At 69.8% G+C, this 26,269-nt stretch carries 24 protein-coding genes; 16 read left to right on the top strand and 8 right to left on the bottom strand.

Annotated features, from left to right (window positions below; genetic code table 11):
• Window positions 1–3: 3 nt before the first annotated feature.
• Window positions 4–591 (bottom strand): acid phosphatase, encoded by a 588-nt coding sequence (locus tag FCG67_RS02160; protein WP_136906680.1) that lies wholly within the window; start codon window positions 589–591, stop codon window positions 4–6.
• 71 nt (window positions 592–662) lie between these two features.
• Between FCG67_RS02160 and FCG67_RS02155 the strand changes: the two genes are divergently transcribed.
• Window positions 663–1,457, top strand: a complete 795-nt coding sequence (locus FCG67_RS02155) for a ParA family protein (protein ID WP_077041046.1) — start codon at window positions 663–665, stop codon at window positions 1,455–1,457.
• 4 nt (window positions 1,458–1,461) lie between these two features.
• On the opposite strand, the gene FCG67_RS02150 is transcribed toward FCG67_RS02155, so the two are convergent.
• Both FCG67_RS02150 and FCG67_RS02145 read right to left on the bottom strand, forming a co-directional pair.
• Entirely contained in the window at window positions 1,462–2,676 is a 1,215-nt protein-coding gene (locus FCG67_RS02150; RefSeq protein WP_136906678.1) for an Rv3212 family protein, read from the bottom strand.
• A gap of 9 nt (window positions 2,677–2,685) precedes the next feature.
• Entirely contained in the window at window positions 2,686–4,290 is a 1,605-nt protein-coding gene (locus FCG67_RS02145) for a DEAD/DEAH box helicase (RefSeq protein ID WP_136906676.1), read from the bottom strand.
• A 317-nt stretch (window positions 4,291–4,607) separates the two neighbouring features.
• On the opposite strand from FCG67_RS02145, the gene FCG67_RS02140 reads away from it, so the two are divergent.
• A complete protein-coding gene (locus tag FCG67_RS02140) occupies window positions 4,608–5,288 on the top strand; it encodes a ferritin-like fold-containing protein (RefSeq protein WP_136906674.1) in 681 nt (226 codons plus the stop codon).
• 112 nt (window positions 5,289–5,400) lie between these two features.
• Entirely contained in the window at window positions 5,401–5,631 is a 231-nt protein-coding gene (locus FCG67_RS02135) for a DUF3107 domain-containing protein (RefSeq protein WP_077041048.1), read from the top strand.
• 82 nt (window positions 5,632–5,713) lie between these two features.
• On the opposite strand, the gene fasR is transcribed toward FCG67_RS02135, so the two are convergent.
• Window positions 5,714–6,358 (bottom strand): HTH-type transcriptional activator FasR, encoded by a 645-nt coding sequence (gene fasR / locus FCG67_RS02130; RefSeq protein WP_027500149.1) that lies wholly within the window; start codon window positions 6,356–6,358, stop codon window positions 5,714–5,716.
• 253 nt (window positions 6,359–6,611) lie between these two features.
• Here fasR and FCG67_RS02125 point away from each other — a divergent pair, with 253 nt between their 5' ends.
• On the top strand, window positions 6,612–7,730 hold the full coding sequence (locus FCG67_RS02125) for a DUF3152 domain-containing protein (RefSeq protein ID WP_136906672.1): 1,119 nt from the start codon (window positions 6,612–6,614) through the stop codon (window positions 7,728–7,730).
• Window positions 7,731–7,734: 4 nt separating this feature from the next.
• On the opposite strand, the gene FCG67_RS02120 is transcribed toward FCG67_RS02125, so the two are convergent.
• Window positions 7,735–8,181: an acyl-CoA thioesterase gene (locus tag FCG67_RS02120; protein WP_136906670.1), complete on the bottom strand. Its 447-nt coding sequence runs from the start codon at window positions 8,179–8,181 to the stop codon at window positions 7,735–7,737.
• Window positions 8,182–8,306: 125 nt separating this feature from the next.
• Between FCG67_RS02120 and moeZ the strand changes: the two genes are divergently transcribed.
• Window positions 8,307–9,491 (top strand): adenylyltransferase/sulfurtransferase MoeZ, encoded by a 1,185-nt coding sequence (moeZ, locus tag FCG67_RS02115; RefSeq protein WP_136907164.1) that lies wholly within the window; start codon window positions 8,307–8,309, stop codon window positions 9,489–9,491.
• Window positions 9,492–9,547: 56 nt separating this feature from the next.
• Window positions 9,548–10,396 (top strand): TIGR02569 family protein, encoded by an 849-nt coding sequence (locus tag FCG67_RS02110; protein WP_077041051.1) that lies wholly within the window; start codon window positions 9,548–9,550, stop codon window positions 10,394–10,396.
• 4 nt (window positions 10,397–10,400) lie between these two features.
• On the opposite strand, the gene FCG67_RS02105 is transcribed toward FCG67_RS02110, so the two are convergent.
• Window positions 10,401–11,078 (bottom strand): FadR/GntR family transcriptional regulator, encoded by a 678-nt coding sequence (locus tag FCG67_RS02105; protein ID WP_136906668.1) that lies wholly within the window; start codon window positions 11,076–11,078, stop codon window positions 10,401–10,403.
• 173 nt (window positions 11,079–11,251) lie between these two features.
• Between FCG67_RS02105 and FCG67_RS02100 the strand changes: the two genes are divergently transcribed.
• The 8 genes from FCG67_RS02100 to FCG67_RS02065 all read left to right on the top strand — a co-directional run bounded on the left by FCG67_RS02100 (window position 11,252) and on the right by FCG67_RS02065 (window position 22,684).
• The gene (locus tag FCG67_RS02100; protein ID WP_246044791.1) at window positions 11,252–12,424 is read left to right on the top strand and encodes an MFS transporter; all 1,173 of its coding nucleotides are present in this window, start codon (window positions 11,252–11,254) and stop codon (window positions 12,422–12,424) included.
• A gap of 263 nt (window positions 12,425–12,687) precedes the next feature.
• Complete coding sequence (locus FCG67_RS02095; RefSeq protein WP_246044790.1) at window positions 12,688–14,067, top strand: MFS transporter; 1,380 nt, start codon at window positions 12,688–12,690, stop codon at window positions 14,065–14,067.
• On the top strand, window positions 14,064–16,232 hold the full coding sequence (locus tag FCG67_RS02090) for a molybdopterin oxidoreductase family protein (RefSeq protein WP_136906662.1): 2,169 nt from the start codon (window positions 14,064–14,066) through the stop codon (window positions 16,230–16,232). Before FCG67_RS02095 ends, FCG67_RS02090 begins: the two co-directional genes overlap by 4 nt.
• Window positions 16,229–17,749, top strand: a complete 1,521-nt coding sequence (locus FCG67_RS02085) for an FAD-dependent oxidoreductase (protein ID WP_136906660.1) — start codon at window positions 16,229–16,231, stop codon at window positions 17,747–17,749. Before FCG67_RS02090 ends, FCG67_RS02085 begins: the two co-directional genes overlap by 4 nt.
• The gene (nirB, locus tag FCG67_RS02080) at window positions 17,746–20,256 is read left to right on the top strand and encodes a nitrite reductase large subunit NirB (RefSeq protein WP_136906658.1); all 2,511 of its coding nucleotides are present in this window, start codon (window positions 17,746–17,748) and stop codon (window positions 20,254–20,256) included. Before FCG67_RS02085 ends, nirB begins: the two co-directional genes overlap by 4 nt.
• A 108-nt stretch (window positions 20,257–20,364) precedes the next feature.
• Window positions 20,365–20,784, top strand: a complete 420-nt coding sequence (nirD, locus tag FCG67_RS02075) for a nitrite reductase small subunit NirD (protein ID WP_097210594.1) — start codon at window positions 20,365–20,367, stop codon at window positions 20,782–20,784.
• Window positions 20,781–21,941: a uroporphyrinogen-III synthase gene (locus FCG67_RS02070; RefSeq protein ID WP_136906656.1), complete on the top strand. Its 1,161-nt coding sequence runs from the start codon at window positions 20,781–20,783 to the stop codon at window positions 21,939–21,941. The genes nirD and FCG67_RS02070 overlap by 4 nt, the downstream gene beginning before the upstream one ends.
• Window positions 21,941–22,684: a sirohydrochlorin chelatase gene (locus tag FCG67_RS02065; protein WP_136906654.1), complete on the top strand. Its 744-nt coding sequence runs from the start codon at window positions 21,941–21,943 to the stop codon at window positions 22,682–22,684. The genes FCG67_RS02070 and FCG67_RS02065 overlap by 1 nt, the downstream gene beginning before the upstream one ends.
• On the opposite strand, the gene FCG67_RS02060 is transcribed toward FCG67_RS02065, so the two are convergent.
• On the bottom strand, window positions 22,626–24,395 hold the full coding sequence (locus tag FCG67_RS02060) for an NTP transferase domain-containing protein (protein ID WP_136906652.1): 1,770 nt from the start codon (window positions 24,393–24,395) through the stop codon (window positions 22,626–22,628). The genes FCG67_RS02065 and FCG67_RS02060 overlap by 59 nt on opposite strands.
• Window positions 24,396–24,474: 79 nt before the next feature.
• Here FCG67_RS02060 and FCG67_RS02055 point away from each other — a divergent pair, with 79 nt between their 5' ends.
• Complete coding sequence (locus FCG67_RS02055) at window positions 24,475–24,978, top strand: VOC family protein (RefSeq protein WP_136906650.1); 504 nt, start codon at window positions 24,475–24,477, stop codon at window positions 24,976–24,978.
• Window positions 24,979–24,984: 6 nt separating this feature from the next.
• On the opposite strand, the gene FCG67_RS02050 is transcribed toward FCG67_RS02055, so the two are convergent.
• Window positions 24,985–25,329: a zinc ribbon domain-containing protein YjdM gene (locus FCG67_RS02050; RefSeq protein ID WP_136906648.1), complete on the bottom strand. Its 345-nt coding sequence runs from the start codon at window positions 25,327–25,329 to the stop codon at window positions 24,985–24,987.
• A gap of 75 nt (window positions 25,330–25,404) precedes the next feature.
• Between FCG67_RS02050 and FCG67_RS02045 the strand changes: the two genes are divergently transcribed.
• Complete coding sequence (locus FCG67_RS02045; protein WP_246044747.1) at window positions 25,405–26,268, top strand: tryptophan 2,3-dioxygenase; 864 nt, start codon at window positions 25,405–25,407, stop codon at window positions 26,266–26,268.
• Window position 26,269 lies beyond the last annotated feature (1 nt).

Here is a 26,269-nt window from a genome sequence, read left to right as displayed (position 1 = left end):
GCGTCAACAGGTGACGTTGTGTGTGTTGATCTGCTGAACACCGTGATCGAAGCCGAGCACGGAGATCGCCGCCGGGTCCATCGCGAACCGTCTGCCCTCGGTGACCGGGAGCTCGGCCCACCGGGCCAACAGGGCGCGGGAGAAGTGTGCATGCCCGACGAGGATCACGTCGCGTTCCTCGAGCTGGGACAGCGCTGTGGACAGGACCATATCGGCGCGGGCCGCCACGGACTCGGCGCTCTCCCCACCCGGGCACGGGTGCGACCAGACGGTCCAGCCCGGCACGCTCTCGCGGATCTCGGGGGTGGTCAGGCCCTCGTACCGGCCGTAGTCCCACTCCGCCAGCGCGTCCCAGGCGGTGGCTTTTTCGAGTCCGGCCAGCTCCGCGGTCCTGGTGGCCCGGCTGCGCGGGCTGGTCAGGACCAGCGGGTCACGCAGCCCCAGCAGGGCGATCCGGTGCCCGGCCTGTCGCGCCTGCTGCTCGCCCGCAGCGGTGAGCGGGATGTCGGTGCTGCCGGTGTGCCTGCCGTTCAGTGCCCACTCCGTTGCGCCGTGTCTGACCAGGGCGATGCGGGGGCGTGCGGTGCTCATGCCGCAATGATGCCAGGGCGATCTGAGCCCGACCGCTCGCCACATCCGACGAAGTGCGCAAAGATCACCCCGTGACAACTGTGCTCGCTGTGGCGAATCAAAAGGGTGGGGTCGCCAAGACCACGACGGTTGCCTCGCTGGGGGCCGCGCTCGCGGGTCTCGGGCGCAAGGTGCTCGTGGTGGACCTGGACCCCCAGGGCTGCCTGACGTTCTCGTTGGGACACAACCCGGATCGGGTCGAATCGTCGGTGCACGAGGTGCTGACCGGCGAGGCGGCGTTGCGAGAGGTGATCCTCGACACCGAGGAGGGCATCTCGCTGGTGCCCGCGACCATCGACCTCGCAGGCGCGGAGGCGATGCTGCTGATGCGGCCGGGCCGCGAGTTCGCGCTCAAGCGCGCGCTGGCGACGCTGGACAACGACTACGACATCGTGCTGATCGACTGCCCGCCGTCGCTGGGCGTCCTGACCCTCAATGGGCTGACCGCGGCCGACTCGGTGCTGGTGCCGCTGCAGTGCGAGACGCTGGCGCACCGCGGCGTCGGACAGCTGCTCCGCACCGTCGGCGAGGTGCAGCAGATCACCAACCCCGATCTGCGCCTGCTCGGCGCGCTGCCGACGCTCTACGACGCCCGCACCACCCACAGCCGCGATGTGATCTCCGACGTGGCCGATCGCTACGAGATGCCCGTGCTGGCGCCGCCGATCCCGCGCACGGTGCGGTTCGCGGAGGCCTCGGCCTCGGGGGCCACGGTGCTCGCGGGCAGGCGCAACAAGGGCGCCCTCGCCTACCGGGAGCTGGCCGAGCAACTGGTGGCGCACTGGGACACCGGCGCGGACCTGGTGACCTTCAGCCCCACGGCCTGAATCGTCAGCGCAGGGCGACGACGTCGTCCCCGCGCTGCTCGAGCAGCACCGTGCCCACCACCGCAGTGGTGATCGGTGCCTGCTCGCCCGCGCGCTCCACTGCGATCCGACGCACCTCGGCTCCGGTCGACAGGTCGTGCACGGCGATGGCGCCGTCGACCGGGACCAGCATCTGGCCCGCCATCAGCGCGCCGGGACCGATTGCCCCCTCGATGGTCCACCGGGGCGCGAAATCGGTTGCGCCCAGGGTGATCACCCGTGAGCCCGTCCACCACGAGTACACCGAACCGACCTTGACCACCTTCGAATCGGCGGAGACGTCGGCGGGCACCGGGTGCATGGCGATGGGTGTGCCGGAGCCGTCGAAGACGCCGACCCGGGCCCCCGTCGAGGGTCCGGCGGGCAGGTAGACGGCGGTGCGGTCACCCGCGACGGCGAGGACCTTCGCGCCGGTGACGCCGGGGTCGAGATCGGCGAGCACGCTCGAGCCGTACTCGTCGGGTTCGGTGTTGTCCTTGGGAGCGGGGTTCAACACACTGAGTCGGTCGGCGGGCTCGTCCGGGCAGCGCTCGAGTACCGCGAGCCGCGTGCTGCTCGACGCCGACGCGACCAGCTCGCAGCCAGATCGTGGCTGGGTGTTCGGGTTCACCGGCGCGTCGACGCGGCCGAATTCCAGGGTGCGCACCAGATCCGAACGCCACAGCTCCATCCGGTCCATCCCGCGGGAGGTCACATAGGTGCCGTCCTCGGACAGGACCACGGCGTCGTCGGCATCGCTGCTGCGCTGGGCTACCCGGGCGCCGTCCGCGCCTGCGAGCTCGGTGACGGCTCCGCAGCCGCGACCGTCGTGGTACACCGACACGACGGAGTTCCACGCTCCGATCACCCCGCACAGCGGCAGGTCCCGGGTGTAGCTCCAGAGCTGCGTGCCGGAGTCACGGTCGCGACCGATGACCGCACCGCCCTCCGCGGTCACCACGGCGCCACCCGCGACGACCGGGCGCCCGGTCGATGCGCTGTCGGCGCGCCAGATCTCGGTGACGCTCTCCGGGATGGACAGCGCCGTATCTGCCGGTGTGGCAGGGGTTTCCGCGGTGATCGAGGTGGTGCCCCTGGCGTCGCTGCGCAGCCAGATCACACCGGTGGCGAGCACAACGACGACCGCGATCGCGGCAGCGGCGATGAGGTCGGCGCGCGCGCGCCGCTCCGGTGCGACCACGGCGGCGGGCTACTCCGAGGCCACGGCCACGGAAGGTGCGGCTGCCGCTGCCGCGGGCTTACGCCGACGCCTGCGACGGCGCGCGGGCGCGGTGCCGTCGCCCGAGGGTGCGGTGGTGTCCGTCGCCGGGGCGTCGGAAACTGCTGCGGTGGTGTTGGTTTCGGTGGTGCTGCGACCGCCGCGGGTGCGCTTGCGGGGGGACCGCGTGCGCGCCGGGCGCTCGGACTTCTCGCTCCGCTCGGTGCCGGTGGTGTCGGCGGAGTCGCCGCCGGTCTCCGCGCGCTCGGGCCTGGCCCGCTTGATCGTGCCCTTGGCGTCGGTCGGGATGTTCAGCTCGGCGTACAGGTGCTCGGAGCTGGAGTAGGTCTCGGCGGGATCCGGGATCCCGAGTCCGAGCGCCTTGTCGATCAGCTGCCAGCGGGGGATGTCGTCCCAGTCGACCAGCGTGACCGCGATGCCGGTGCGGCCCGCGCGACCGGTGCGGCCGATGCGGTGCACGTAGGTCTTCTCGTCCTCGGGGCACTGGTAGTTGATGACGTGGGTGACGTCGTCGATGTCGATGCCGCGGGCCGCGACGTCGGTGGCGACCAGCACGTCGATCTTGCCGGTGCGGAAGGCCTTGAGGCCCTTCTCGCGCGCCACCTGGCCGAGGTCGCCGTGCACGGCGCCAACGGAGAACCCGCGCTCGGCGAGATCGTCGGCAACTTTCTGCGCGGTCCGCTTGGTGCGCGTGAAGATCATGGTGGCGCCGCGACCCTCGGCCTGCAGCACGCGGGCGACCATCTCGGCCTTGTCCAGTGCGTGTGCCCGGTAGATGTGCTGGCTGGTGCGGTCGTGCACCGCCGACGATTCCGGCTCCTCGGCGCGGATGTGCGTCGGCTGGGTCAGGAAGGTGCGCGCGAGGGTGATGATCGGTCCCGGCATGGTGGCCGAGAACAGCATCGTCTGGCGCTTGTCGGGGACCATGCCGAGGATCCGCTCGATGTCCGGCAGGAAGCCGAGGTCGAGCATCTCGTCGGCCTCGTCCAGCACGAGCACGCCGACCTTGCCGAGGATGAGGTGGCCCTGCTTGGCCAGGTCGAGCAGCCGGCCCGGGGTGCCGACGACGACATCGACGCCCTTCTGCAGCGCGGCGATCTGGGTCTCGTACGGGCGTCCGCCGTAGATCGAGAGCACCTCGAGCTTGCGGTCGCCTGCCTTGAGGAACTTGCTGGCGTTGACCAGGTCCTCGGTGACCTGGATGCACAGCTCGCGGGTCGGCACGATGATCAGCGCGCGGGGCGTGCCGTCCAGCGTCGCGGTGCCGGTGTCGCCGGTGGCGATGCGGTGCAGCAGCGGGACACCGAATCCGAAGGTCTTGCCCATGCCGGTGCGGGCCTGGCCGATGAGGTCGTCGCCCGCCAGCGCGAGCGGCAGGGTCAGTTCCTGGATGGCGAAGGTGCGGTCGATGCCGATCTCCGCGAGGGCCCGCACGATCTCGTCCCGGACGCCGAGTTCGGCGAAGGTCGGGGCGGTGTGGGTCTCGTCGAGCTGGGCGGAGAGAGTTGTTTCGGTCGCGTCGTCTTCGTGGTCGATCGTGATCTTGCTCAGGGGTCTGGCCTTCCTCGTTGGCACGCGCGCACGAGGTGGGGCCAGGCCGATTGTCGGCCGATGTCGGTGCCCTCGTCCGTGAGTCGCGCTTCCTGCTGCCTGAGCGCGGAAATCTGGGGATCTCGGCGCGGCGCGGGAAGGGACTCAAGATCAGGTGCGCGCACATTATCTGCGGGTCGCCGCGTGGTTGTGTCGGCCCATTTCCTCGGGCTACGGGCGGCTGCCCGCGTCCATGGTAGCTTGCGCGACCGCCTGTGCCGGTATTTGCATGGCCAATCTCACCGTCTCCGCCCTGGCGCGGCCCCGGTCGGCGGGCACCGCGCGACGTCTAGGCTGTGCGCATGGGAGCCAATTCGTCGGATTCTTTGACGCCAGCCATTGCCGCCGATCATCCGGGAGTTGGCGAACTGTTCGCCGTTCTCGCGTACGGCGAGATCTCGGCTTTCTATCGCCTCGCGGAGGACGCGCAGATGTCGCCGACCCTGCAGGGGAAGGTCGCGCTGGCGAGCATGGCGGCCGCGGAGATGAGCCACTTCGAGACCCTCCAGTCCGCGTTGACCGCACGGGGGCACGATGTGTACTCCGCGATGCAGCCGTTCGTGGCGGCGCTGGACGACTATCACGCCTCCACACACCCCTCGACTTGGTTGGAATCACTGGTCAAGGCGTTTGTGGGCGACGGCATCGCCGCTGACTTCTACCTGGAGATCGCGGACTCCCTCGACCCGTCGGTGGCAGGCGTCGTGCGCGAGGTGCTCGCCGAGACCGGGCATTCAGAGTTCGTCGTGCACGAGGTCAGTGCGGCGGTCCGCTCGAGCACGAAGGAGAAGGACCGGCTGATGCTGTGGGGACGTCGGCTGCTGGGTGAGGCGATCACCCAGGCGCAGTACGTGATGGCTCAGCGCCAGGATCTGACCGAGCTGGTGATCACCGCGAGCGGCGACCTCAGCGGCATCGCCGCCATGTTCGACCGGATGCAGGAACGGCACTCGGAGCGCATGACGGTGCTGGGACTCGTGTGAGGCCGGTCCGCTGCTGTTCGCTCTCAGCACACGCACAGCGCGGGCGCGGCGGCGAGGGGCTGCACTAGCCTTGGACTTCGGTAGTGATGGCACGAGATTTCGGAGGTTGGCCGTGGAGGTCAAGATCGGTGTTTCTGACAGCCCGCGCGAGCTCATCGTGAACAGCGAACAGACATCCGAAGAGGTCGAGGCCCTGGTCGCGGGCGCGCTCGGCGGCGAGGGCGGCGTGCTGGCGCTCGTCGACGACAAGGGACGCAAGTTCCTGATCCAGGCCAGCAAGGTCGCGTACGTGGAGATCGGACCGTCGGACAGCCGCAAGGTCGGGTTCGCCGCGACCAGCTGATCTCAATAAGCGGACGAAGAAACGGGGCGCGGTCATCCGCGCCCCGTTCTCGTATGTGCCTCTGTGGTTCGTGTCGCGCGGTTCAGTGCTGCAGCGGCACGTGCGACAGTCCGCCCCAGGCGAGCACGACGGTGGTGTCGACGGCCTCCTCCTTGGGGATCGGCCGGTTGGCCTGCAGCCAGTAGCGCGCCGTGAACTGGCTGGTGCCGACGAGCCCGACCGCGAGGATGCGGGCGCGATAGGGATCGAGTCCCGAGTCGTGGCTGACCAGGTCGAAGACGGCGTCAACGCAGGCCTCGGTGGCCTGGTCGACCCGGGCCAGGACCTGCGGGTCACCCATCACGTCGGACTCGAACACCAGCCGGTAGCCCTGGCTGTCGTTGTCGACGAAATCGAAGAAGGCCTGCACGGCCGCGCGGACGCGCTGCCTGTTGTCGGTGGTCGAGCGAAGGGCCTGCCGCACGCCCGAGATCAGGCTGTCCACGTAGCTCTGCAGCACCGCGAGGTAGAGGTCGAGCTTGCCGGGGAAGTGCTGGTACAGCACGGGCTTGCTGACGCCCGCGCACTCGGCGATCTCGTCCATGCCCGCAGCGTGATAGCCCCTGGTGACAAAGACCTCGCTCGCGGCCTGGAGCAGCTGCAACCGCCGCGCGTCGCGGGGGAGGCGGGTGCTGCGTTTGGTGGTCTGGCCGGCTGGTGCTGCGGCCCGATCCGCGAGTTCTGTCATCGTGCTCCCAATCTGCTGCCTATCCACCATCACTGACCCGTGCGGTGCCGTGAGGGTGCTCACTGCACTGAGTGCACAAAGTCATCGAACGATACCCGGACGATCGCCGGGCCACCCTCACAATGGCGCATGCTGTGTAAGTGAGTATTCCAGGTGATGCGGTCGGTGTCGGCATGTCGCCGTCGGGTGCCCGGTCGGGGCGACGTTCGGCGCGCCGAATCGCCGTGGCGCCGGTCTGTGAGATTCTGGCTCCGTGACAGATCGAGGTGGACCGCGGTTGCGGGGCGACGCTCCGCGTCGCTCAGGCGACAGTGACTACCCCGACGACCGCTACTCGGCCACGCGCGCAGGCGACGACTACCGAGACGATCGGTACCCCGACGACGAGCGTTACGGGCGCCGGGAGACCGGCTCCCATCAGCCGCTTCGAGCGCAATGGGATCCCACCAGTCGCGAGCCGGGGCGACCCCGCGCCCCGAGGCCGGAACGTCAGGTCCGAAAGCAGAGCAAGCTCGGCAAGTTCGTCTCCGTGTACGGATGGCGGGCGTACGCGATCCCGATCCTGTTGGTGGTCACCGTGCTGGTCGCCGTCGACGCGATCCGCGGCGGCGGCAGCTCCCCAGAATCGGAGACCGGCGACGGTCCGGGTCTCGGCGCGCTCAGTACGGCCACCGACGGCACCGATGTGATCGGCGTACCGCCGCAGGCCGACGGCAACTTCGCCGCAACGATCCCGTCCGGCGCTCTCCCGGACGGCGGACCGTTCACCGCCCAGGGCGCGGGTACCTGGCACGTGATCCCGGGTGGCACCGGGCAGGCGGGGCAGGGCACCGAGCAGGTCTTCACGTACACCGTCGAGGTCGAGGACGGCGTCGACACGTCCGGTTTCGGCGGCGACGAGGCGTTCGGCCGGATGGTGGACCAGACCCTGGCCAACCCGAAGAGCTGGACCAAGGACCAGCGGTTCGCGGTCCGCCGGATCGACAGCGGCGAACCCTCGTTCAGGGTGTCGCTGACCTCCCAGATGACCGTTCGCCAGGCCTGCGGATACGACATCGAACTCGAGGTCTCCTGCTACAACCCGTCGATCAACCGGGTGGTGCTCAACGAGCCGCGCTGGGTCCGCGGTGCGATTTCCTTCCAGGGCGACATCGGCTCCTACCGGCAGTACCAGATCAACCACGAGGTCGGCCACGCCATCGGCTATCAGGACCATCAGCCCTGCGAGTCGGACGGGGGATTGGCGCCGGTGATGATGCAGCAGACCTTCGGTACCTCGAACAACGACATCGCCAAGCTCGACCCGGAGGGTGTGGTGCCGATGGACGGCAAGACCTGCCGGTTCAACCCCTGGCCGCACCCGCGCGGCTAGTCGACTAGCCGCGCACCCAGGTCGCGAGGAGCGCGCGTTCGTCCGCGGTCAGGCGGCGCAGCCGCTGGGTGTGCGGATCGCCGAGGGCCAGTTGGGTGACGGCCTCGACCGCGGGGCGGGAATCCGCTGGCGCCGTTGCCGCACGCACCTCGTAGCGCACGGTCACGTCGACGGTGCGCAGTCGCTCGATCCACATCGTGACCGACAGCGGGCTGTCCGCGTGGGTGAGCGGGGACCGGTACCGCACGTCGATGTGCGCCACCACCGAGGTCCCGAGCAATTCGGACGCCTCCGGCCCGACGCTGCGCAGCCAGTCGATCCGGGCCTCCTCGAGCAGGGTCACCATCCTGGCGTGGTTGACGTGCTGGAAGACGTCCATGTCCGACCACCGCACCGGCACCTCCGCGCGGTAGGAGACCGGATCGGGTGGCGTGGTCGGGGCGGTGCTCATCGGGACTCCTCGCGAACGTCGTGCGTACCAGGGCGACCGACCGTAACCGACCGGGGGAAGAATGGACTCGTGCGGAGCGTTGTAGCTGCGTGAGCGCGTAGACCGTAGGAGCCGTCGTGTCTGACCTGAAGTCCAAGAACTCATTGCCGCCGCTGGTCGAACCCGCGGCCGAGCTGAGTCGCGCCGAGGTGGCGCGCTACAGCAGGCACCTGATCATCCCCGATGTCGGCATGGTGGGGCAGAAGCGGATCAAGAACGCCAGGGTGCTGGTGATCGGTGCGGGCGGGCTCGGGTCGCCTGCGCTGCTCTACCTGGCTGCCGCGGGCGTCGGGACCATCGGCATCGTCGAGTTCGACGAGGTCGACGAGTCCAACCTGCAGCGCCAGGTCATCCACGGGCAGGCCGACGTCGGCAGGCCCAAGGCCGAGAGCGCTCGCGACTCCATCCTCGAGATCAACTCCAACGTCGAGGTGCGGCTGCACCAGTTCCGGCTCGAGCCCGACAACGCGGTGGAGCTGTTCGCGCAGTACGACCTGATCCTCGACGGCACCGACAACTTCGCCACCCGCTATCTGGTGAACGATGCCGCTGTGCTCGCGGGCAAGCCGTACGTCTGGGGCTCGATCTATCGGTTCGAGGGGCAGGCATCGGTGTTCTGGGAGGACGCCCCGGACGGACGCGGGCTGAACTACCGGGATCTGTACCCGGAGGCGCCGCCGCCGGGGATGGTGCCGTCGTGCGCCGAGGGCGGCGTGCTCGGCGTGCTCTGCGCCTCGATCGGGTCGATCATGGCCACCGAGGCGATCAAGCTCATCACCGGTATCGGGGAGTCGCTGCTCGGCAGGCTCATGGTGTACGACGCCCTCGAGATGAGCTACCGCACCATCAAGCTGCGCCGTGACCCGGCCCGGGAGCCGATCACCGAGCTCATCGACTACGACGCGTTCTGCGGCGTGGTGTCCGATGAGGGCGTGGCCGCGGCCGCGGGCTCGACGATCACGGCGCCCGAACTGGCCGCGATGTTGGCCGCGGGCAAGGAGATCGAGATCGTCGACGTCCGCGAACCGGTGGAGTGGGACATCGTCCACCTGCCGGGGGCGACGCTGATCCCCAAGGACCGCATCCTGTCCGGTGAGGCGCTCGCGGAGCTGCCCCAGGACCGGCCGATCGTGCTGCACTGCAAGACCGGTATCCGGTCTGCCGAGGCGCTGGCCGCGCTGAAGAAGGCGGGCTTCGCCGATGCGACCCATCTGCAGGGCGGCGTGATCGCCTGGGCCAACCAGGTGGACAAGTCGCTGCCGGTGTACTGAGGCAGACCCGGCGCGTCAGGGAGGGCGACGGGCCTGACGGCGGTAGCGTTGTTGACGTGAGCTCTGTCGAACCTCCCGAGCACGTGCGCTCCACCTTCGGTCTGCGCGAGACGGTTCCGATTCCGCTCGGAGCCGACTGGGACGGCGGTTGGCGTTGCGGCGATGTCGTTCTCTCGCCGGTCGCCGACCACGCCCGCGCCGCATGGTCGGCGAAGGTGCGCGAGACGCTGACCGCGGACGGGGTGCGGATCGCGAGGCCGGTCCGGGCAACCGACGGACGCTATGTCGTATCGGGATGGCGGGCAGACACATTCATCGGCGGTTCCCCTGAGCCGCGGCACGACGAGGTGGTCTCGCTGTCGATGCGGCTGCACGCGGCGACCGCGACCCTCGAGCGGCCGCGGTTCCTGGTGCAGCCCCCGGTGGCGCCCTGGGCGGATGTCGACGTGTTCGTCGCGGCCGACCGGGCCGCGTGGGAGCAGGTTCCCCTGCGGGCGGTCAAGGGCCAGTTCGAGGCGGTCACCGACGACGGCCGGACCAGTGTCGAGCTGATCGGGCAACTCGCGACGCTACGCAAGCCGGTGCGCAGCCCCGACCAGTTGGTGCACGGCGACCTCTTCGGCACCGTCCTGTTCTCCGGCTCGGAGGCACCCGGCATCACCGACATCACCCCGTACTGGCGACCCGTGGCCTGGGCGGCAGGGGTCGTCGTGGTGGATGCGCTGTCCTGGGGCGGAGCCGACGCGGAGCTGATCGCCCGATGGGAAGATCTGCCGGAATGGCCGCAGATGCTGTTGCGCGCCCTGATGTTCCGTCTGGCGGTGCATGCGCTGCATCCGCGCTCGACGGCCGAGGCGCTGCCCGGCCTGGTCCGCACAGCGGACCTGATCCGGTTGATGCTCTAGCAGCTCAGGTGCGCTGGGCCAGGAGCTCGGTGAGGAACCGGCGCGCCGCTGTCGCCGCGCGCTCGCTGTCGCCGTCGATGACGGCCTGCACGAGCTCGTCGTGCTCGGGTTCGTAGGAGTTCTCGGCCGCGACGGGGTGGCGGAGGATGGTCTGCTCGATGGCGGGCAGTAGCGAGTCGTAGAACTCGAGGTACACCTCGTTGTGGCTGGCCGCGACGATCGCGCGATGCAGGGCCAGATCGGCCGCGACGGCCGCCGTCGTGTCGGCCGCACCCTCGACGGGGGACCAGAGCAGGTTCCTGCGCGCGAGCAGATCGCGCAGGGTGGCGATGTCGGTGTCGTCGCGGCGCCGCGCGGCGAGGGCGGCCGCGGTGACGTCGAGGGCCTGACGCAGCTCGAGGATGTCCCGCTCGTGCGCGGCCGCGAAGTACTTGCCGAGCGTCCCGCCGAGGTCGCTGGTGGTGATCACGTAGGTGCCCGAACCCTGACGTCGTTCGAGCATGCCTGCGTGCACGAGAGCCTGGACCGCCTCGCGGACCGTGTTGCGCCCGGTCCCGGTCAGCTCGGCGAGTTCCGGCTCGGTCGGAATCCGCGAGCCGGTCGGCCAGCGGCCGGACACGATCTCCGCGCGCAGCTGGTCGGTGACCTGCGCGATGAGGCTTGTTCGTCGTACGGGTTGCACGCGATCCCTCTCTGGTAAGACGTGTGCGCATCATACTCAGTTGCATCGGATCATCCATTCATCCTATGATTTTGCGATCATTTGTTGAGGGAACGAGGTGTGCGGTGTCCGTGCAAGCGACCGAACGGCATCGGCACCCGATCGACCGGCGCGCACTCGTCACCGGCCGGCTGATGGTGCTGGTCGCGATCGTGCTCTCCGCGCTCACCCTCCGCACCGCCGTCACCTCCCTGACCCCGCTGCTCGACGAGATCAGCAAGGACGTCGGGTTCGGGTCCACCATCGTCGGTGTCTTCGGGATGCTGCCCACCGCGATGTTCGCCGTCTTCGGGCTGCTCACGCCCCGGCTGGCCTTGACGTTCGGTCTGGAGCGGGTGGCGCTCGGGGCGATGCTGATGACCGGCATCGGGATCGCGACCCGTTCGATGGTGTCCGACACCGCGGCCCTGCTCGCGCTCTCCGCGTTGGCCCTCGGCGGTATGGGGATCGGCAACGTGGTGATCCCGCCGCTGGTCAAGCGCTATTTCTCCGATCGCGTGGCGATGATGAGCACGATCTACATCACCTGTGTGCAGGTCGGCACCTTCCTGCCCGCGCTCGTCGCGGTGCCGGTCGCGGACGCCTACGGGTGGCGCGTCTCGCTCGGGCTGTGGTCGTTGCTGGCCTTCGCGGCGGCCCTGCCCTGGGTCGGCATCGTGATCAGCAGGCGCGGCCGAGACCGTGTCGACACCTCCGCGGAACCGCACGCGGAGCACGGCGAGCGCGGCCGGGCGTGGCGCTCGCCGGTGGCCTGGGGGATGGCCGGGATGTTCGGCATGACCTCGCTGATCACGTACTCGATGTTCACCTGGGTGCCGAAGATCCTGACCGAGGCCGGTGCGAGCGCGGCATTCGGCGGAGCCATGGTCGCGCTGTTCTCCGCGGTCGGATTCATCGCGGCGATCGGGGCGCCCACCCTGTGCGCGCGGATCGCCAACCCGTACCCCGTCGTGGTCGCCTGCGCGGTGTTCTACCTGGCCGGATTCGCCGGGCTGCTGTTCGCGCCCATGGCGGCCCCCGTGCTGTGGATCCTGCTGGTCGGCCTCGGCCCGAGCACGTTCCCCATGTCGTTGACGCTGATCAACCTGCGCACCCGGACCGCGGCAGGCTCGGCCGCGCTGTCCGGCTTCACCCAGGGGCTCGGGTACGCGGTGGCCTGCATCGGACCGCTGCTGTTCGGCATCCTGCACGACCAGACCGGCGGCTGGACCTGGCCGTTCGCACTGTTGCTCGGCGCGGTCGCGGTCATCTTGGTCGCGGGCTACGTGGCGTGCAAACCGAGGTTCCTCGAGGACAGCTGGCTGTGACACCGGTCACATCTTGACCCCGCTGTGACCGGTCGTCACACGCCGTAACATGGCGTTTACCTGCGGAAACGTCCTCACCACCCGACCTCCGTGTTCGTGAGCGCAAGTTCATTCCGGAGTCATTACCGGCAGCACCTCGGCAACATCCGACTCGTACCTTTAGGTCTCCCACGCATAGAGGAGGCCCGGTGACCACACGTTCGGACGAAGCCACGGCAACAGCCGGCGCGCTCGAGGACGAGTTCTCGAATCGCAAGCACTACATCGCGGAATGGGATGCCGAGGACGTCGAGGCCTGGGAGGCCGGCGGCAAGGACATCGCCAAGCGCAATCTCGTCTGGTCGGTCATCGCGGAGCATGTCGGCTTCTCGGTGTGGTCCATCTGGTCGGTGATGATCCTGTTCATGCCGACCGATGTCTACGGCATCGACCCAGCGGGCAAGTTCTTCCTGGTGGCGGTCCCGACCCTGGTCGGCTCCATCCTCCGCATCCCCTACACCGTCGCGACCGCGCGGTTCGGCGGGCGCAACTGGACCGTGTTCAGCGCGCTGGTCCTGTTCGTCCCGCTGGTGCTGACCCTGGTGCTGATGCTGAACCCCGGCGCCTCCTACACGACGTTCCTGCTGGTGGCGGCGCTCGCCGGAGTCGGCGGCGGCAACTTCGCCTCCTCGATGACGAACATCAACGCCTTCTACCCGCAGCGCCTCAAGGGCTGGGCCCTCGGCCTGAACGCGGGCGGCGGCAACATCGGCGTGCCGTTGATCCAGCTCATCGGCCTGCTCGTGATCGCCACGGTCGGTAACACCGAGCCCTGGATCGTCTGCTCCATCTACCTGGTCTTCGTCGGCATCGCCGCGATCGGCGCCGCGCTGTTCATGGACAACCTCGGCAACCAGAAGGCCGACCTGCGGGCGATGGGCAAGGCGCTCAAGTTCCGCGATTCCTGGGTCATCAGCTTCCTGTACATCGGCACCTTCGGATCCTTCATCGGCTACAGCTTCGCCTTCGGCCAGGTCATGCAGATCAACTTCCTGGCAGGCGGAGACACCCCCGCCCAGGCCGCGCTGCACGCCGCTCAGATCGCGTTCATCGGACCGCTGCTCGGCTCGATCGCCCGCCCGATCGGCGGCAAGCTCGCGGACCGCGTCGGTGGCGGCAAGATCACCCTGTACACCTTCTCGGCGATGGCGCTGGCCGCGGCGGTCGTGGTCACCGCGAGCACCCTCGACGACAGGGCGGCCGGCCCGGCGACCACCGGCACGCTGGCCATCCTGGTCCTGGGCTTCATCGCGCTGTTCATCCTGTCCGGCGTCGGCAACGGCTCGGTGTACAAGATCATCCCGTCGATCTTCGAGGCCAAGGCCCAGGGCATGGACGATCTCAGCAAGGTCGAGAAGGCCTCCTGGTCCCGCAGCATGTCCGGCGCGCTGATCGGCTTCGCAGGCGCGATCGGTGGACTCGGCGGCGTCGGCATCAACCTGGTGCTCCGGGCCTCGTACCTGAGCCCGGCCAAGTCCGCGACCATGGCGTTCTGGGTCTTCTTCGGCTTCTACCTGGCCTGCATCGTCGTCACCTATGTGGTGTTCCTGCGCCGCCCGGCGGCCCGGGACGTCACCGAGACCGAGGAGTCGGTGCTGGTATGACCATCGCAGTTCCGTCCCTGGTCTCCACCCCCACCCACTGCCCGTACTGCGGACTCCAGTGCGCGATGAACATCGCGCGGGACTCCTCGGCAACGGATCAGGCCCTGACCGCGACGGTCACGGGTCGGAGCTTCCCCACCAACCGGGGCGGGCTGTGCCAGAAGGGCTGGACCAGTGCGGAACTGCTGCGGAACCCGAACCGGCTCACCGCGCCGCTGGTGCGCCGGGACGGGGAACTGCGCCCAGCGAGCTGGGATACCGCGCTCGACATCGTGGCCGACGGCTTCGCGGCGGCGCAGGCCAAGGGCGGACGCGACGCCGTCGCCATCTTCGGCGGCGGCGGGCTCACCAACGAGAAGGCGTACCAGCTGGGCAAGTTCGCCCGGGTGGCGCTGCGCACCTCGAACATCGATTACAACGGCCGGTTCTGCATGTCCTCGGCTGCGGCGGCGGGTGGCAAGGCCTTCGGGCTCGACCGCGGTCTGCCCTTCCCGGTGGCCGATCTCGGTGCGGCGCGGGCGATCCTGATCCTCGGCGGCAATGTTGCCGAGACCATGCCGCCCTTCGTCGGTCACCTCGCGACCGCGGCGGACGCGGGCGGACTCATCGTCGCGGACCCCCGGCGCACGGCGACCGTGGAACGCGCGCTCGCAGGCGGCGGGGTGCACCTGCAGCTGAGCCCGGGCACCGACCTGCCGCTGGCCCTTGGCCTGCTGCACCTGGCCGTGCTCGACGGCCGGATCGACCACAACTTCGTCGGCGCCCGCACCGAGGGATTCGACGATGCCTGGCTGGCCGCGGCGCAGTGGTGGCCCGAGCGCACCGAGCGGGTTACCGGGGTACCGGTGAGCGCGCTGCGCCGCACGGTGGAGATCCTGTGGCGCGCACAGCAGTCCGACGCTGGTGCCTACATCCTGACGGCCAGGGGGGCCGAGCAGCACGCGACCGGGACCGACACCGTCTCGGCCGTGATCAACCTGGCCCTTGCCCTCGGCCTGCCCGGCCGCCGGGGCAGCGGTTACGGCGCCATCACCGGGCAGGGCAACGGGCAGGGCGGTCGCGAGCACGGGCAGAAGGCAGATCAGCTGCCCGGCTACCGCAAGATCACCGATCCCGCCGCACGGGTACACATCGCACAGGTGTGGGGCATCGATCCCGCCGAGCTGCCCGGCCCGGGAAAGAGCGCGTACGAGCTGCTCGAGTCGCTCGGCACGCCCGGTGGGCCGAGCGCGCTGATGGTGCACGGGGCGAACCTCGCGGTGTCCGCTCCCCACGCAGGCCATGTCGTGGACCGGTTGTCCGCGCTGGACCTGTTGGTCGTCAACGACTTCCTGCTCTCGGAGACCGCCGCCATGGCGGACGTCGTCCTTCCGGTCCTGCAGTGGGCCGAGGAGGAGGGCACGATGACGAGCCTCGAGGGCAGGGTGCTCCGTCGCAAGGCCGCCGTGCCCGCCCCCGAGGGACCACGTTCCGAGCTCGAGGTACTCGCCGGGCTCGCGCGCAGGCTCGGCCAGCCCGCGGGTCGGTTCGGAACAGATCCCGAGGCCGTCTTCGAGGAACTCCGGTTGGCCTCCGCGGGCGGGGTCGCGGACTACTCGGGGATCAGCTACGCCCGGCTGGACGAGGGCGCCGCGCTGCACTGGCCGTGCCCGGCCACCCCCGCGGGTGAACCCGAGCACCCCGGGACACCGCGCTTGTTTTTGGATCGATTCGAGACACCGAACGGCCGGGCGCGTTTCGTCGCGGTGGAGCACCGTGGGCCGAGCGAGGGGACGGACGCCGAGTTCCCGTTGGTGGCCACGACGGGACGGGTCCTCGCGCACTACCAGTCCGGGGCGCAGACCCGCCGGATCGACGAACTGGTCCGCGCGGCAGGCGGGATGTTCGTGCAGGTGCACCCCGACACCGCGCACCGGGTTGGCCTCGTCGAGGGTCAGCAGGCCGCCGTGGTGAGCAGGCGGGGCCGGACCGAGGCGACCGTGCGCTGCGACGACAGCATGCGGCTCGACACCGTGTTCCTGCCGTTCCACTTCGGTGGGTCAGGCCGGGCGAACCTGTTGACCAACCCGGCTCTCGACCCGACGAGCCGGATGCCGGAGTTCAAGGCATGTGCGGTGAGGCTGGAGACGATACGTCAGTCGACATCAGACACGGAGGTGGCATGAACAGGACCCGAATCGTGGTGGTGGGCAACGGCATGGCCGGCTCGCGACTGGCGGAGGAATTGCGGCGACGCGACCCGGACGGAGCGCGCCTCGACATCGTGGTGATCGGCGCCGAGGCGCATCCCGCGTACAACCGCATCCTGCTCTCGAACGTGTTGGCGGGCAGCATCACCGGCCGCGACACCCGGCTCAAGCCGGACGGCTGGTGGGAGCGTCAGGGCATCGACGTCCGGTCCGGTGTCCGGGTGACCGGCATCGACACGGCCGCACGGACCGTGCGCTGCGACGACGGCACCGGGGCCGGTCACGACGAGATCGGCTACGACGAGCTGGTGCTGGCGACCGGTAGCCGATCGTTCATCCCGCCGATCGCGGGCGCGGTGGACGAGTCGGGCACGCTGGTCGACGGCGTCGCCGCGTTCCGCACGATCGGCGACTGCGACCAGATCATCGCCGCGGCCACGGGCGGTTCCAGTGCCGTCGTGCTGGGCGGCGGCCTGCTCGGACTGGAGGCGGCCCGCGGACTGCTGATGCGCGGCATGGACGTCACGGTGGTGCACCCCAAGGACTTTCCGATGGAGCGCCAGCTCGATCCCGCGGGCGGCGCGGTGCTGACCCGGGTGCTCACCGAACTCGGCATGCGGATGGTGCTCGGTCGCAGGGCGGTCGCCCGCGACGCCGAGAACCGGACCGTGGTGCTCGACGACGGGACCGAGTTGCCGGCCGATCTGCTGGTGCTGTCCGCGGGTATCCGGCCGGAGGTGTCGTTGGCCGAATCCGCGGGCATCGCGATCGATCAGGCCATCGTGGTCGACGACCTGCTGCGGACGAGCGCCCCGCGCGTCTCTGCCATCGGGGAGTGCGCGCAGCACCGCGGCGAGGTCTACGGACTGGTGCAGCCGGGTTGGGAGCAGGCCGCGGTGGTCGCCGAGCGGCTCGCGGGCGAGAACCGATTCGCCACCTACCACGGGACCGCGAACGTGACGCGGCTCAAGGCCCACGACATCGACCTCGCCTCGATGGGCGACATCAGCGCCGAGATGCACTGCAGCCACAGCGAGGTGCTGACCCTCGCCGACCCGACCAGGGGGCGCTACGCCAAGGTCGTGGTGCGCGAGGACCGGGTGGTCGGAGCGGTGCTGCTGGGAAACCCCGACGTGGTCGGCACCCTGACCCAGCTCTTCGACGCGCAGCTGCCGGTCCCGGTGGATCGGATGTCGCTGCTCATCGGCCGCGGATCGGGCGCGGGCGTCGAGGTGGCGAGCCCGGCCACCATGCCGGGGTCTGCGGTGGTCTGCCGGTGTAACTCGGTGACCAAGTCGCAGCTGACCACGGCGTGGAAGGCGGGCTCGCGCAGCGTGGCGGCCATGGCCACCGAGACCAGGGCGACCACCGGCTGCGGCGGGTGCAGCTCCGTCGTACAGGGCATCTGCGAATGGCTACGCAACTCGGATCCGGAACCAAGTGACCAACCAGCACACGAAACACCATCGATCGAAGAAGAGGGCGCAGCATGAACAACAAGTCGGTAGTGGTGATCGGGCACGGAATGGTCGGCCATCGATTCGTCGAGGCGCTGCGCACGCGGGACGAGGACGCCCAGTGGCGAGTGACCGTCCTGTGTGAGGAGACGCTGCCCGCCTACGACCGGGTCGGCCTGTCCTCTTACGTCGGGTCCTGGGACGCAAAGGAACTGGCGCTCGCAGGCAACGACTACGCCGGCGACCCGCTGGTCGAGCTGCGGACCGGGGAGCGGGCGGACGTGATCGACCGCACCGCGCGCACCGTCACCACCAGCGCCGGCGACACCCTCGGCTACGACGCCCTCGTCATGGCCACCGGCTCGTACCCGTTCGTGCCGCCGATTCCCGGCCACGACCGACCCGAGTGCTTCGTGTACCGCACCCTCGACGACCTCGACGGAATCCGCGCCACCGCGGATAAGGCGGGCCCGGGGGCGGTCGGCGTCGTCGTCGGTGGCGGCCTGCTCGGCCTGGAGGCCGCCAACGCGCTCCGACTGATGGGAATGACCCCGCACGTGGTCGAGTTCGCCCCGCGGCTGATGCCGCTGCAGGTCGACGAGGGCGGCGGGGCGCTGCTGGCGCGGCTGGTCACCGACCTCGGCGTGACCGTGCACGCGGGCGTCGGCACCGCCGCCATCACCGAGGGCCCCGACGGCGTGAGCGTCGAGCTCTCGGACGGATCGGTGATCGAGGCGGCGCTGCTGGTGTTCTCCGCGGGCATCCGGCCGCAGGATCAGCTGGCCCGTGCGGCCGGACTCGAGGTCGGCGAACGCGGCGGCATTCTCACCGACCTCGGCTGCCGGACCTCCGACGAGGCCGTCTACGCCGTCGGCGAGTGCGCGGCCGTCGAGGGCGTCGCGTACGGCCTGGTGGCGCCCGGCTACACCACCGCCGAGATCGTGGCCGATCGGCTGCTCGGCGGCGCGGCCGAGTTCCCTGGCGCGGACCTGTCCACCAAGCTCAAGCTGATGGGGGTGGACGTCGCCAGTTTCGGGGACGCGCACGCGCAGACGCCCGGTGCCCTCGAGGTGGTCCTCAGCGACGCGGCCAAGGGCACCTACGCCAAGCTCGTGGTGTCCGACGACGCCAAGATCCTGCTCGGCGGCATCCTGGTCGGCGACGCGTCCGCGTACGCGTCGCTGCGGCCCCTGGTGGGACGCGAGCTCCCCGGCGACCCGGCGTCGCTGATCTCGCCCGCGGGTGAGAAGCCCGGCGCCGGATCGCTGCCCGACGATGCCGAGGTGTGCTCCTGCAACGGCGTCACGAAGGGCGCCATCTGCGGTGCGATCGCCGAGGGTGCCTGCGACATCGCGTCCGTGAAGAGCTGCACCAACGCGGGAACCACCTGCGGCGGATGCCTGCCCACGATCAAGCAGCTGCTGGCCTCGTCCGGCGTGGTGATGTCGAAGGCGCTCTGCGAGCACTTCGAGCAGTCGCGCGCGGAGCTGTTCGAGATCGTGATGGCGACGGGCACCCGCACCTTCTCCGCGTTGATCACCAAGTTCGGCACCGGAAGCGGATGCGACATCTGCAAGCCGGTGGTGGCCTCGATCCTGGCCTCGACCGATTCGGATCACATCCTGCACCGGAACCAGGCCTCGCTGCAGGACACCAACGACCACTTCCTGGCCAACATCCAGAAGAACGGCACCTACTCGGTGGTGCCGCGGATGCCCGGTGGCGAGTGCACGCCCGAGCAGCTGATCGTGATCGGTGAGGTGGCACGGGATTTCGGTCTGTACACCAAGGTCACCGGTGGCCAGCGCATCGACCTGTTCGGTGCCCGCGTCGAGCAGCTGCCCGCGATCTGGAAGCGACTGGTCGACGCCGGCATGGAGTCCGGTCAGGCCTACGGCAAGTCGCTGCGCACGGTGAAGAGCTGTGTCGGATCCACCTGGTGCCGGTACGGCGTCCAGGACTCCGTGGGCATGGCAGTCGGACTCGAGAACCGTTACCGCGGTTTGCGTTCCCCTCACAAGATCAAGTTCGGTGTCTCCGGGTGCGCGCGTGAGTGCGCGGAGGCCCGCGGCAAGGACGTCGGCGTCATCGCCACCGAGAACGGCTGGAACCTCTACGTCGGCGGCAACGGCGGTCAGTCGCCCAAGCATGCGCAGCTGCTGGCCGGTGGTCTCGACGACGAGACGCTGATCCGCTACATCGACCGGTACCTGATGTTCTACGTCCGCACCGCCGACCGGTTGCAGCGCACCGCGCCGTGGGTGGAGGCGATGGAGGGCGGCCTCGATCACCTCAAGGCCGTGGTCTGCGAGGACAGCCTGGGTATCGCCGAGGAGCTCGAGGCGGCCATGGCCAAGCACGTCGAGGGCTACCAGGACGAGTGGGCAGGCGTGCTCGACGATCCGGAGAAGCTCTCGCGCTTCGTGTCCTTCGTCAACGCACCGGAGGAGGCCGACCCGACCGTGGTGTTCGACGAGTCCGGCGATCGCAAGATCCCGGTCCTGATGGGGATTCCGCCGATGCCCGCCACGATCTCCCAGTAGCGGGTGAGGACCGCTCAGAATCTGCTTACCCCGAGGGAATCGTGGCTTAACGCCCAGGTAACACCGGAAAAGTAGAAAGTAAGCCTGCATTACAGGAGGACCACGATGATGACCGTTATCGAGATGAAGGCGCACAACGTGACCGGACCCGGACGCGAGAGCGTCAACGACGGACGACTCGAATGGACCTCGGCCTGCCCGCTCAGCCACCTCATCCCGGGGCTCGGTGTCGCGGTGTTGATTCGGGGGGGCGAGCAGGCAGCCCTGTTCCTCATGGAGGACGGCTCGCTCTACGCAGTGGGGAACATCGACCCCTTCGGGCGCGCGGCGGTGATGTCACGCGGCCTGGTCGGGGACAGGGCCGGGGAGCCCATCGTGGTCTCGCCCCTGCTCAAGCAGGTGTTCTCGCTCGTCGACGGGCGCTGCCTCGACGACGAGTCCGTTCGGCTGCCGGTGTACGACGTGCGGGTCTGGGCGGGCATGGTCCAGGTCCACAGCACCTCGTCTGCCGTGGCGGACAGCGCATGAGCGAGGGCAGGGCGGTGCCGCAGGTCGGTGAGCCGCTGTCCGGTTTCACCGTGGGGGTGACCGCCGCAAGGCGGTCGGAGGAGTTCACCACCCTGCTGACCCGTCGCGGTGCCACCGTCGTGCACGCGGCGGCGATCCGGATCATCCCGCTCGTCGACGATGCCGAGCTGGAACGGGTGACCAGGGAACTGATCGACAACCCGCCCGAGATCGCGGTCGCGACCACCGGAATCGGGTTCCGCGGCTGGATGGAGGCCGCCGACGGGTGGGGCCTCGCCGAGCAGTTGGGCGCCGCGCTGTCGACCGCCCGGCTGCTGGCCCGCGGTCCGAAGGCCAAGGGGGCGATCCGCGCGGCCGACCTCCGCGAGGAGTGGTCGCCCGTCTCCGAGTCATCGGCCGAGGTGATCGATCACCTGCTGGCCGAAGGTGTCGAGGGCAAGCGAATCGCCGTGCAGTTGCACGGCGCCACCACCGAGTGGGAGCCGCTGCCCGACTTCTGCGAGGTGCTCCGGGTGGCCGGGGCCGAGGTCGTCCCGGTGCCGGTCTACCGATGGACCCAGCCCGACGATCCGACCGCGATGGATCGTCTCATCGAGCTGACCGTCGGAGGGGGACTGGACGCGCTGAGCTTCACCAGCGCGCCCGCGGTGGCGTCGATGCTGATCCGCGCCAAGGAGATCGGCCTCATCGATCCGTTGCTGAACTCGTTGCGCACCCGCGTGCTCGCGGTGTGCGTCGGCCCGGTGACCGCGGCGCCGCTCGAGGCGCTCGGTGTCCCGAGCACCATGCCGGGGCGGGCGCGGCTCGGGTCGCTGGCCCGGCACATCGCCGAGGAGTTGCCGCGGCGCTCGATGCGCCTGCGTGCGGCGGGTCACGACGTGAGCGTGCGCGGCGGATGTGTCGTCGTGGACGGCGAGGTTCGTCAACTCGCTCCTGCCGCAATGGCTTTGATGCGAACACTGGCGCACCGGCCCGGACGCGTCGTGTCGCGGGAAGAGTTGCTGTCCGTGCTCCCCGGCGGCGGCGAGGACACCCACGCGGTGGAGACCGCCATCGCCCGGCTGCGGACCTGTCTCGGCGCACCGAAGATCGTGCAGACGGTGGTCAAGCGTGGCTACCGCCTCGCGCTCGACCCGGTCGATTGCGGGGACGACTAGTGGGCGGGCCTGCGCTGGTGCTCGTCGCGCACGGCACCAGGAGCCCGCGCGGCGTCGACATGGTCGCCGCGCTCGCCGATGCGGTGGCGGACGAGGTGGGCACCACCCGCGTCGCCTTCGTGGACGTCCTCGGTCCGTCGCCCTCGGAGGTGCTCCGCGATCTCGGCGGACCCGCCGTCGTGGTGCCCGCCTTTCTCGCTTCGGGGTATCACGTGCACACCGACGTCCCGCGCGAGGTCGCCGATTCCGGGCACCCCGATGTGACCGTGACCAGGGCACTCGGGCCGGACCCGGTGTTGGCCACGGTGCTGTTCGAGCGCCTGCGCGAGGCGGGCTGGCGGCCGGGCGACGCGGTGGTGCTCGCGGCGGCCGGTTCCTCGGATCCGCGCGCGCTGGCCGACGTGCGGCGCGCTTCCATGATGCTCGCGGAACTGGTTCGGAGCACGGTTTACATCGGCTACGTCGCGACTGCGGAGCCGCGGGTGCCCGAGGTGGTCGAGGGGCTGCGGTCGGCGGGTCACCGCCGGGTGTTCATCGCCTCGTATCTGTTGGCGCACGGCCTGTTCCACCGGAGGCTGGTCGATGCCGGATCGGACGGGGTGGCCGAGCCGCTCGGCGTGCACCCGGCTCTGGTTCGGCTGCTGGCCGACCGCTATCGAGCCGGCTGCGCGGACATCGCGTCCGTCAGCGAGGCAACGGCAGCAGTTCCGCGGAGCCGCCGTCAGGTGTTGCCGGTTCGATGATCGCGAGGGCATCGGCCCCGATCAGCGCGGCGAGGTGAGCCGTCCCCACCGGCGCTGTCGCGTACCAGCGACCGTCTGACCGGCGGGTGGCCGTGACGACCCGAGGGGCATCGGAGGCGAGTTCCGCGGCGTTCTCGATCGGCGCGCGACGTGGGGTCGGGGCCGGGGAGCCGGTGAGCGCGGCGACCACGGCAGGCGCTGTCATGAGAAGCGTGGCGACCGCCGCAAAGGGGTTGCCGGGCAACCCCAGCACGATGCGGCCGTCCGGCAGCACCGCGACCACCTGTGAACCGCCCGGCCGGCACCGCACCCGCCCGACCACCAGGCGGGCGCCGCAGCGGGTGAGCGCCATCCGCAGGTGATCGGCGGCCCCGCCCCCGGTCGCGCCGACGATCACGATCAGGTCGGGTCGCGCCTCCGTGTCGGAAACCGGCTGCGACAGCAGCTCATCGAAGCCCCCGATGGTATCGCGCAGATGCGATTCGGCGGCCGTGCGGATCCCGCACCAGGACAGGAAGTGCGGCATAACGGGCCCGAGGCTGTCGCGGGTCTGGCCGGTGCGCAACGGGCCGTCCCGGCGGATCTCGTCCCCGGTCACCACGATGTGGGCCGTGACGGGCCCGCGGACCAGCAGTTCGGGGACCTCGCCGCTGAGCGCCACCGAGACGACCGCGGGGGTGACCGGTTCGCCCGCCTCCGCGAGCGGTGCGCCCGGCTGCCAGTTCTCACCGCGCCTGCGGGTGTCGTCGCGGACCGGCGCGTCCGGGCGCCTGCTCAGCGTGGTGTCCGCGAGTTCGACGTGCTCGTCGCGCACCACGGAGGTGGCCCCGGAGGGCACATGGGCACCCGTGGCGATGCGCACCGCGCGCCCGGGTTCGAGTTCGACCTCGTCCTCGGAGCCTGCGAAGCGGATGGCAGTGTCGAGTTGCCAGGGTCCGTTGCCGGATACGGCGTAGCCGTCCATCGCAGAGATGTCGATCCGGGGCAGCGCGTCGGCGGCGAGCATCGGTCGCGCCAGCACCCCTCCGATGGCGGCGAGCGGGGCGGCCGAGCGAGAGGGCAGCATGGCGACGGCATCGCGGACGGCACGCCTGGCCTCATCGAGGTCGACGGCGGGGGAGGCGCCGCGCGCTCGGGCGGCGGCGACGTCGGCCTCGGTGTCGCAGTCGGAGATCCCGGTCATGGGAACGGTGACGTATCCGGCCGGGATCAGTGTCTTCATCGGCCTGTTGGCCAGGTCGGTGCGCCCGAGTTCGTCGAGCCCTGCGGACAGCGCATCCCTGCGCCACACGCCGAGGAGGAACTGCACCCGGCCGGATTCGTCGAGCGCGAAGGCCGCGGGTGCACTGGGTTCGCGGTCGAGCGCCGCGACCAGGCTCTCGATCGAGGCCGCGGACAGGAACGGCAGGTCGGCGGCGAGCACCACCACGGGGGCGGTGCCTTCGCCCAACTCGAGCAGGCCCGCGTTCATCGCGAGGACCGGGCCACCGCCGGCGGGTGATTCCTGGGTCTGAGCGATCGGGGCGGCGAGGTCGTCGCGGCGCGGTCCGACCACGACCACCCGCTCCGCCACGGCGACGGCGTCGAGCGCGGCGCGCAGCATGGAACGACCGGCGATGACGATCGCGGGCTTGTCGACGCCACCCATCCGGGAGGCGGATCCGCCGGCGAGAATCACTGCGTCGAATGCCGAGGGAGTGCCGGTGATCATCGGTAGATGATCCCATTGATCTGCGGGTGAATCGAATTGAGGACGCCGGCTGTCCTCGATACTCCCTAGCCTCGTCGGCATGGAAAAGACGACGAAGTCCAGCCCCGCCCGGCCCGTCCCCGAGGGCTACGCCACCGTCACGCCCTGGGTCATCTCCCGGGACACCGCGCGGCTGCTCGACTTCGTGCGGGACGCCTTCGACGCCGAGGAACTGGCCCGCGTCGAGTACGGGGGCGCGATCGGCCACGCCGAAGTGCGGATCGGGGACTCGGTGGTGATGATGTTCGACGGTCGCCCGGACTGGCCGGACACGCCCGGCTTCCTGAGGCTGTACGTCGAGGACGCCGATGCCACCTTCCGGCAGGCACTCGAGGCGGGGGCCGCACCGGTCACGGAGGTGACCGAACTCTTCTTCGGGGACCGTGTCGGTCGCGTCCGGGATCCGCTTGGCAACCTGTGGTGGATTCAGACCCGCGTGGTGGATCTGACGCCAGAAGAACTCGAGATCCGCTCGCAGCAGCCGGAATTCGTGGCCGCGATGGAGTACGTCGCAGGCGCCCCGCTCGTGCAACCGTCGACGTGACCCGGATCAGGCCTTCTTGACCACGCTCGACTTGAGCTGCATCGGACCGATGCCGTCGACCTTGCAGTCGATGTCGTGGTCGCCGACGCCCTTGACCAGACGGATGTTGCGCACCTTGGTGCCCGACTTGATGCCGGTCGGGCTGCCCTTGACCTTGAGCGTCTTGATCACCGTGACGGTGTCGCCGTCGGCGAGCACGTTGCCGACGGCGTCCCGGATCACGTCGGTCCCCTCGTCATCGCCCGCGCCCGCCGCCCACTCGTGTGCGCACTCCGGGCAGACCAGGAGCGATCCCATCTCGTAGGTGTACTCGCAGGAGCACTTGGGGCACGGGGGCAGGGTCTCATCCACCTGGTCATCCTATTCAACACAACGATTCGGCCACGGCCGCGAACGATATCCGCAGGTCGGCGGACAATCACACGCATGACGCTGGGCGGTGAACCGAACTTCAGGGAGCTCGAGCCCGGCATCGTCACGGACTTCAGCGCCAGGATGAGCTACGGCTCCTACCTCGACCTCGGCACGCTGCTCAGCGCGCAGAACCCGGTCAGTCAGCCGCAGCACCACGACGAGATGCTCTTCATCATCGCGCACCAGACCACCGAACTCTGGCTCAAACTCGTCCTGCACGAGATCCGCGCGGCCCGCGCCGCGTTCGCCGAGGACGCCATCGGGGTGGCGCTCAAGTGCATCGCCCGCGTCAAACACATCCAGAAGTCGATGACCGAGCAGTGGTCGATCCTGGCGACGCTGACGCCGACCGAGTACGCCGAGTTCCGGGGCTTCCTCGGCAGCGCATCCGGATTCCAGTCGTACCAGTACCGGGCCGTCGAGTTCATCCTCGGGAACAAGAACGCGGACCTGCTCGAGGTGTTCGAGGCGGATCCGCCGTCCCGTGCGGTCCTCGACGATCTCCTGGGCGAGCCGACCCTGTACGACGAGTTCTGGCGCTGCCTCGCCCGCGCAGGCTACGACGTGCCCGGCTCCGCGCTCGACCGCGAGGTCACCGGGGCCTACGCGCTGAACCCCGAGCTGATGCCGCTGGTCAAGCACGTCTACGAGCATCCGGGGGACTGCTGGCCCGCGTACGAGTCCTTCGAGGAGCTCGTCGACCTGGAGGAGAGCTTCCAGCTCTGGCGGTTTCGGCACCTACGGACCGTGCTGCGGGTAATCGGGATGAAGACCGGCACCGGTGGGTCCTCCGGCGGCGCGGGGTACCTGCAGCGCGCGCTCGAACTCAGCTTCTTTCCCGAGCTGTTCGCGGTGCGCACCGAGCTGGGCAACTGAC

Origin of the sequence: Rhodococcus oryzae, assembly GCF_005049235.1 — a bacterium.
Taxonomy (GTDB): Bacteria; Actinomycetota; Actinomycetes; order Mycobacteriales; family Mycobacteriaceae; genus Rhodococcus_G; species Rhodococcus_G oryzae.
This window is presented reverse-complemented; position numbering and strand designations above follow the sequence as displayed.

What these genes read in the sequence shown, in the direction of transcription:
- FCG67_RS02045 (WP_246044747.1), top strand. Translation starts at nt 25,405, where the DNA reads ATGACGCTGGGCGGTGAACCGAACTTCAGGGAGCTCGAGCCCGGCATC.
- FCG67_RS02140 (WP_136906674.1), top strand. Translation starts at nt 4,608, where the DNA reads ATGGGAGCCAATTCGTCGGATTCTTTGACGCCAGCCATTGCCGCCGAT.
- FCG67_RS02160 (WP_136906680.1), bottom strand. Translation starts at nt 591, where the DNA reads ATGAGCACCGCACGCCCCCGCATCGCCCTGGTCAGACACGGCGCAACG.
- nirB (WP_136906658.1), top strand. Translation starts at nt 17,746, where the DNA reads ATGAACAACAAGTCGGTAGTGGTGATCGGGCACGGAATGGTCGGCCAT.
- FCG67_RS02070 (WP_136906656.1), top strand. Translation starts at nt 20,781, where the DNA reads ATGAGCGAGGGCAGGGCGGTGCCGCAGGTCGGTGAGCCGCTGTCCGGT.
- FCG67_RS02100 (WP_246044791.1), top strand. Translation starts at nt 11,252, where the DNA reads ATGGTGCTGGTCGCGATCGTGCTCTCCGCGCTCACCCTCCGCACCGCC.
- nirD (WP_097210594.1), top strand. Translation starts at nt 20,365, where the DNA reads ATGACCGTTATCGAGATGAAGGCGCACAACGTGACCGGACCCGGACGC.
- FCG67_RS02085 (WP_136906660.1), top strand. Translation starts at nt 16,229, where the DNA reads ATGAACAGGACCCGAATCGTGGTGGTGGGCAACGGCATGGCCGGCTCG.
- FCG67_RS02060 (WP_136906652.1), bottom strand. Translation starts at nt 24,395, where the DNA reads ATGATCACCGGCACTCCCTCGGCATTCGACGCAGTGATTCTCGCCGGC.
- FCG67_RS02090 (WP_136906662.1), top strand. Translation starts at nt 14,064, where the DNA reads ATGACCATCGCAGTTCCGTCCCTGGTCTCCACCCCCACCCACTGCCCG.
- FCG67_RS02120 (WP_136906670.1), bottom strand. Translation starts at nt 8,181, where the DNA reads ATGAGCACCGCCCCGACCACGCCACCCGATCCGGTCTCCTACCGCGCG.
- fasR (WP_027500149.1), bottom strand. Translation starts at nt 6,358, where the DNA reads ATGACAGAACTCGCGGATCGGGCCGCAGCACCAGCCGGCCAGACCACC.
- FCG67_RS02055 (WP_136906650.1), top strand. Translation starts at nt 24,475, where the DNA reads ATGGAAAAGACGACGAAGTCCAGCCCCGCCCGGCCCGTCCCCGAGGGC.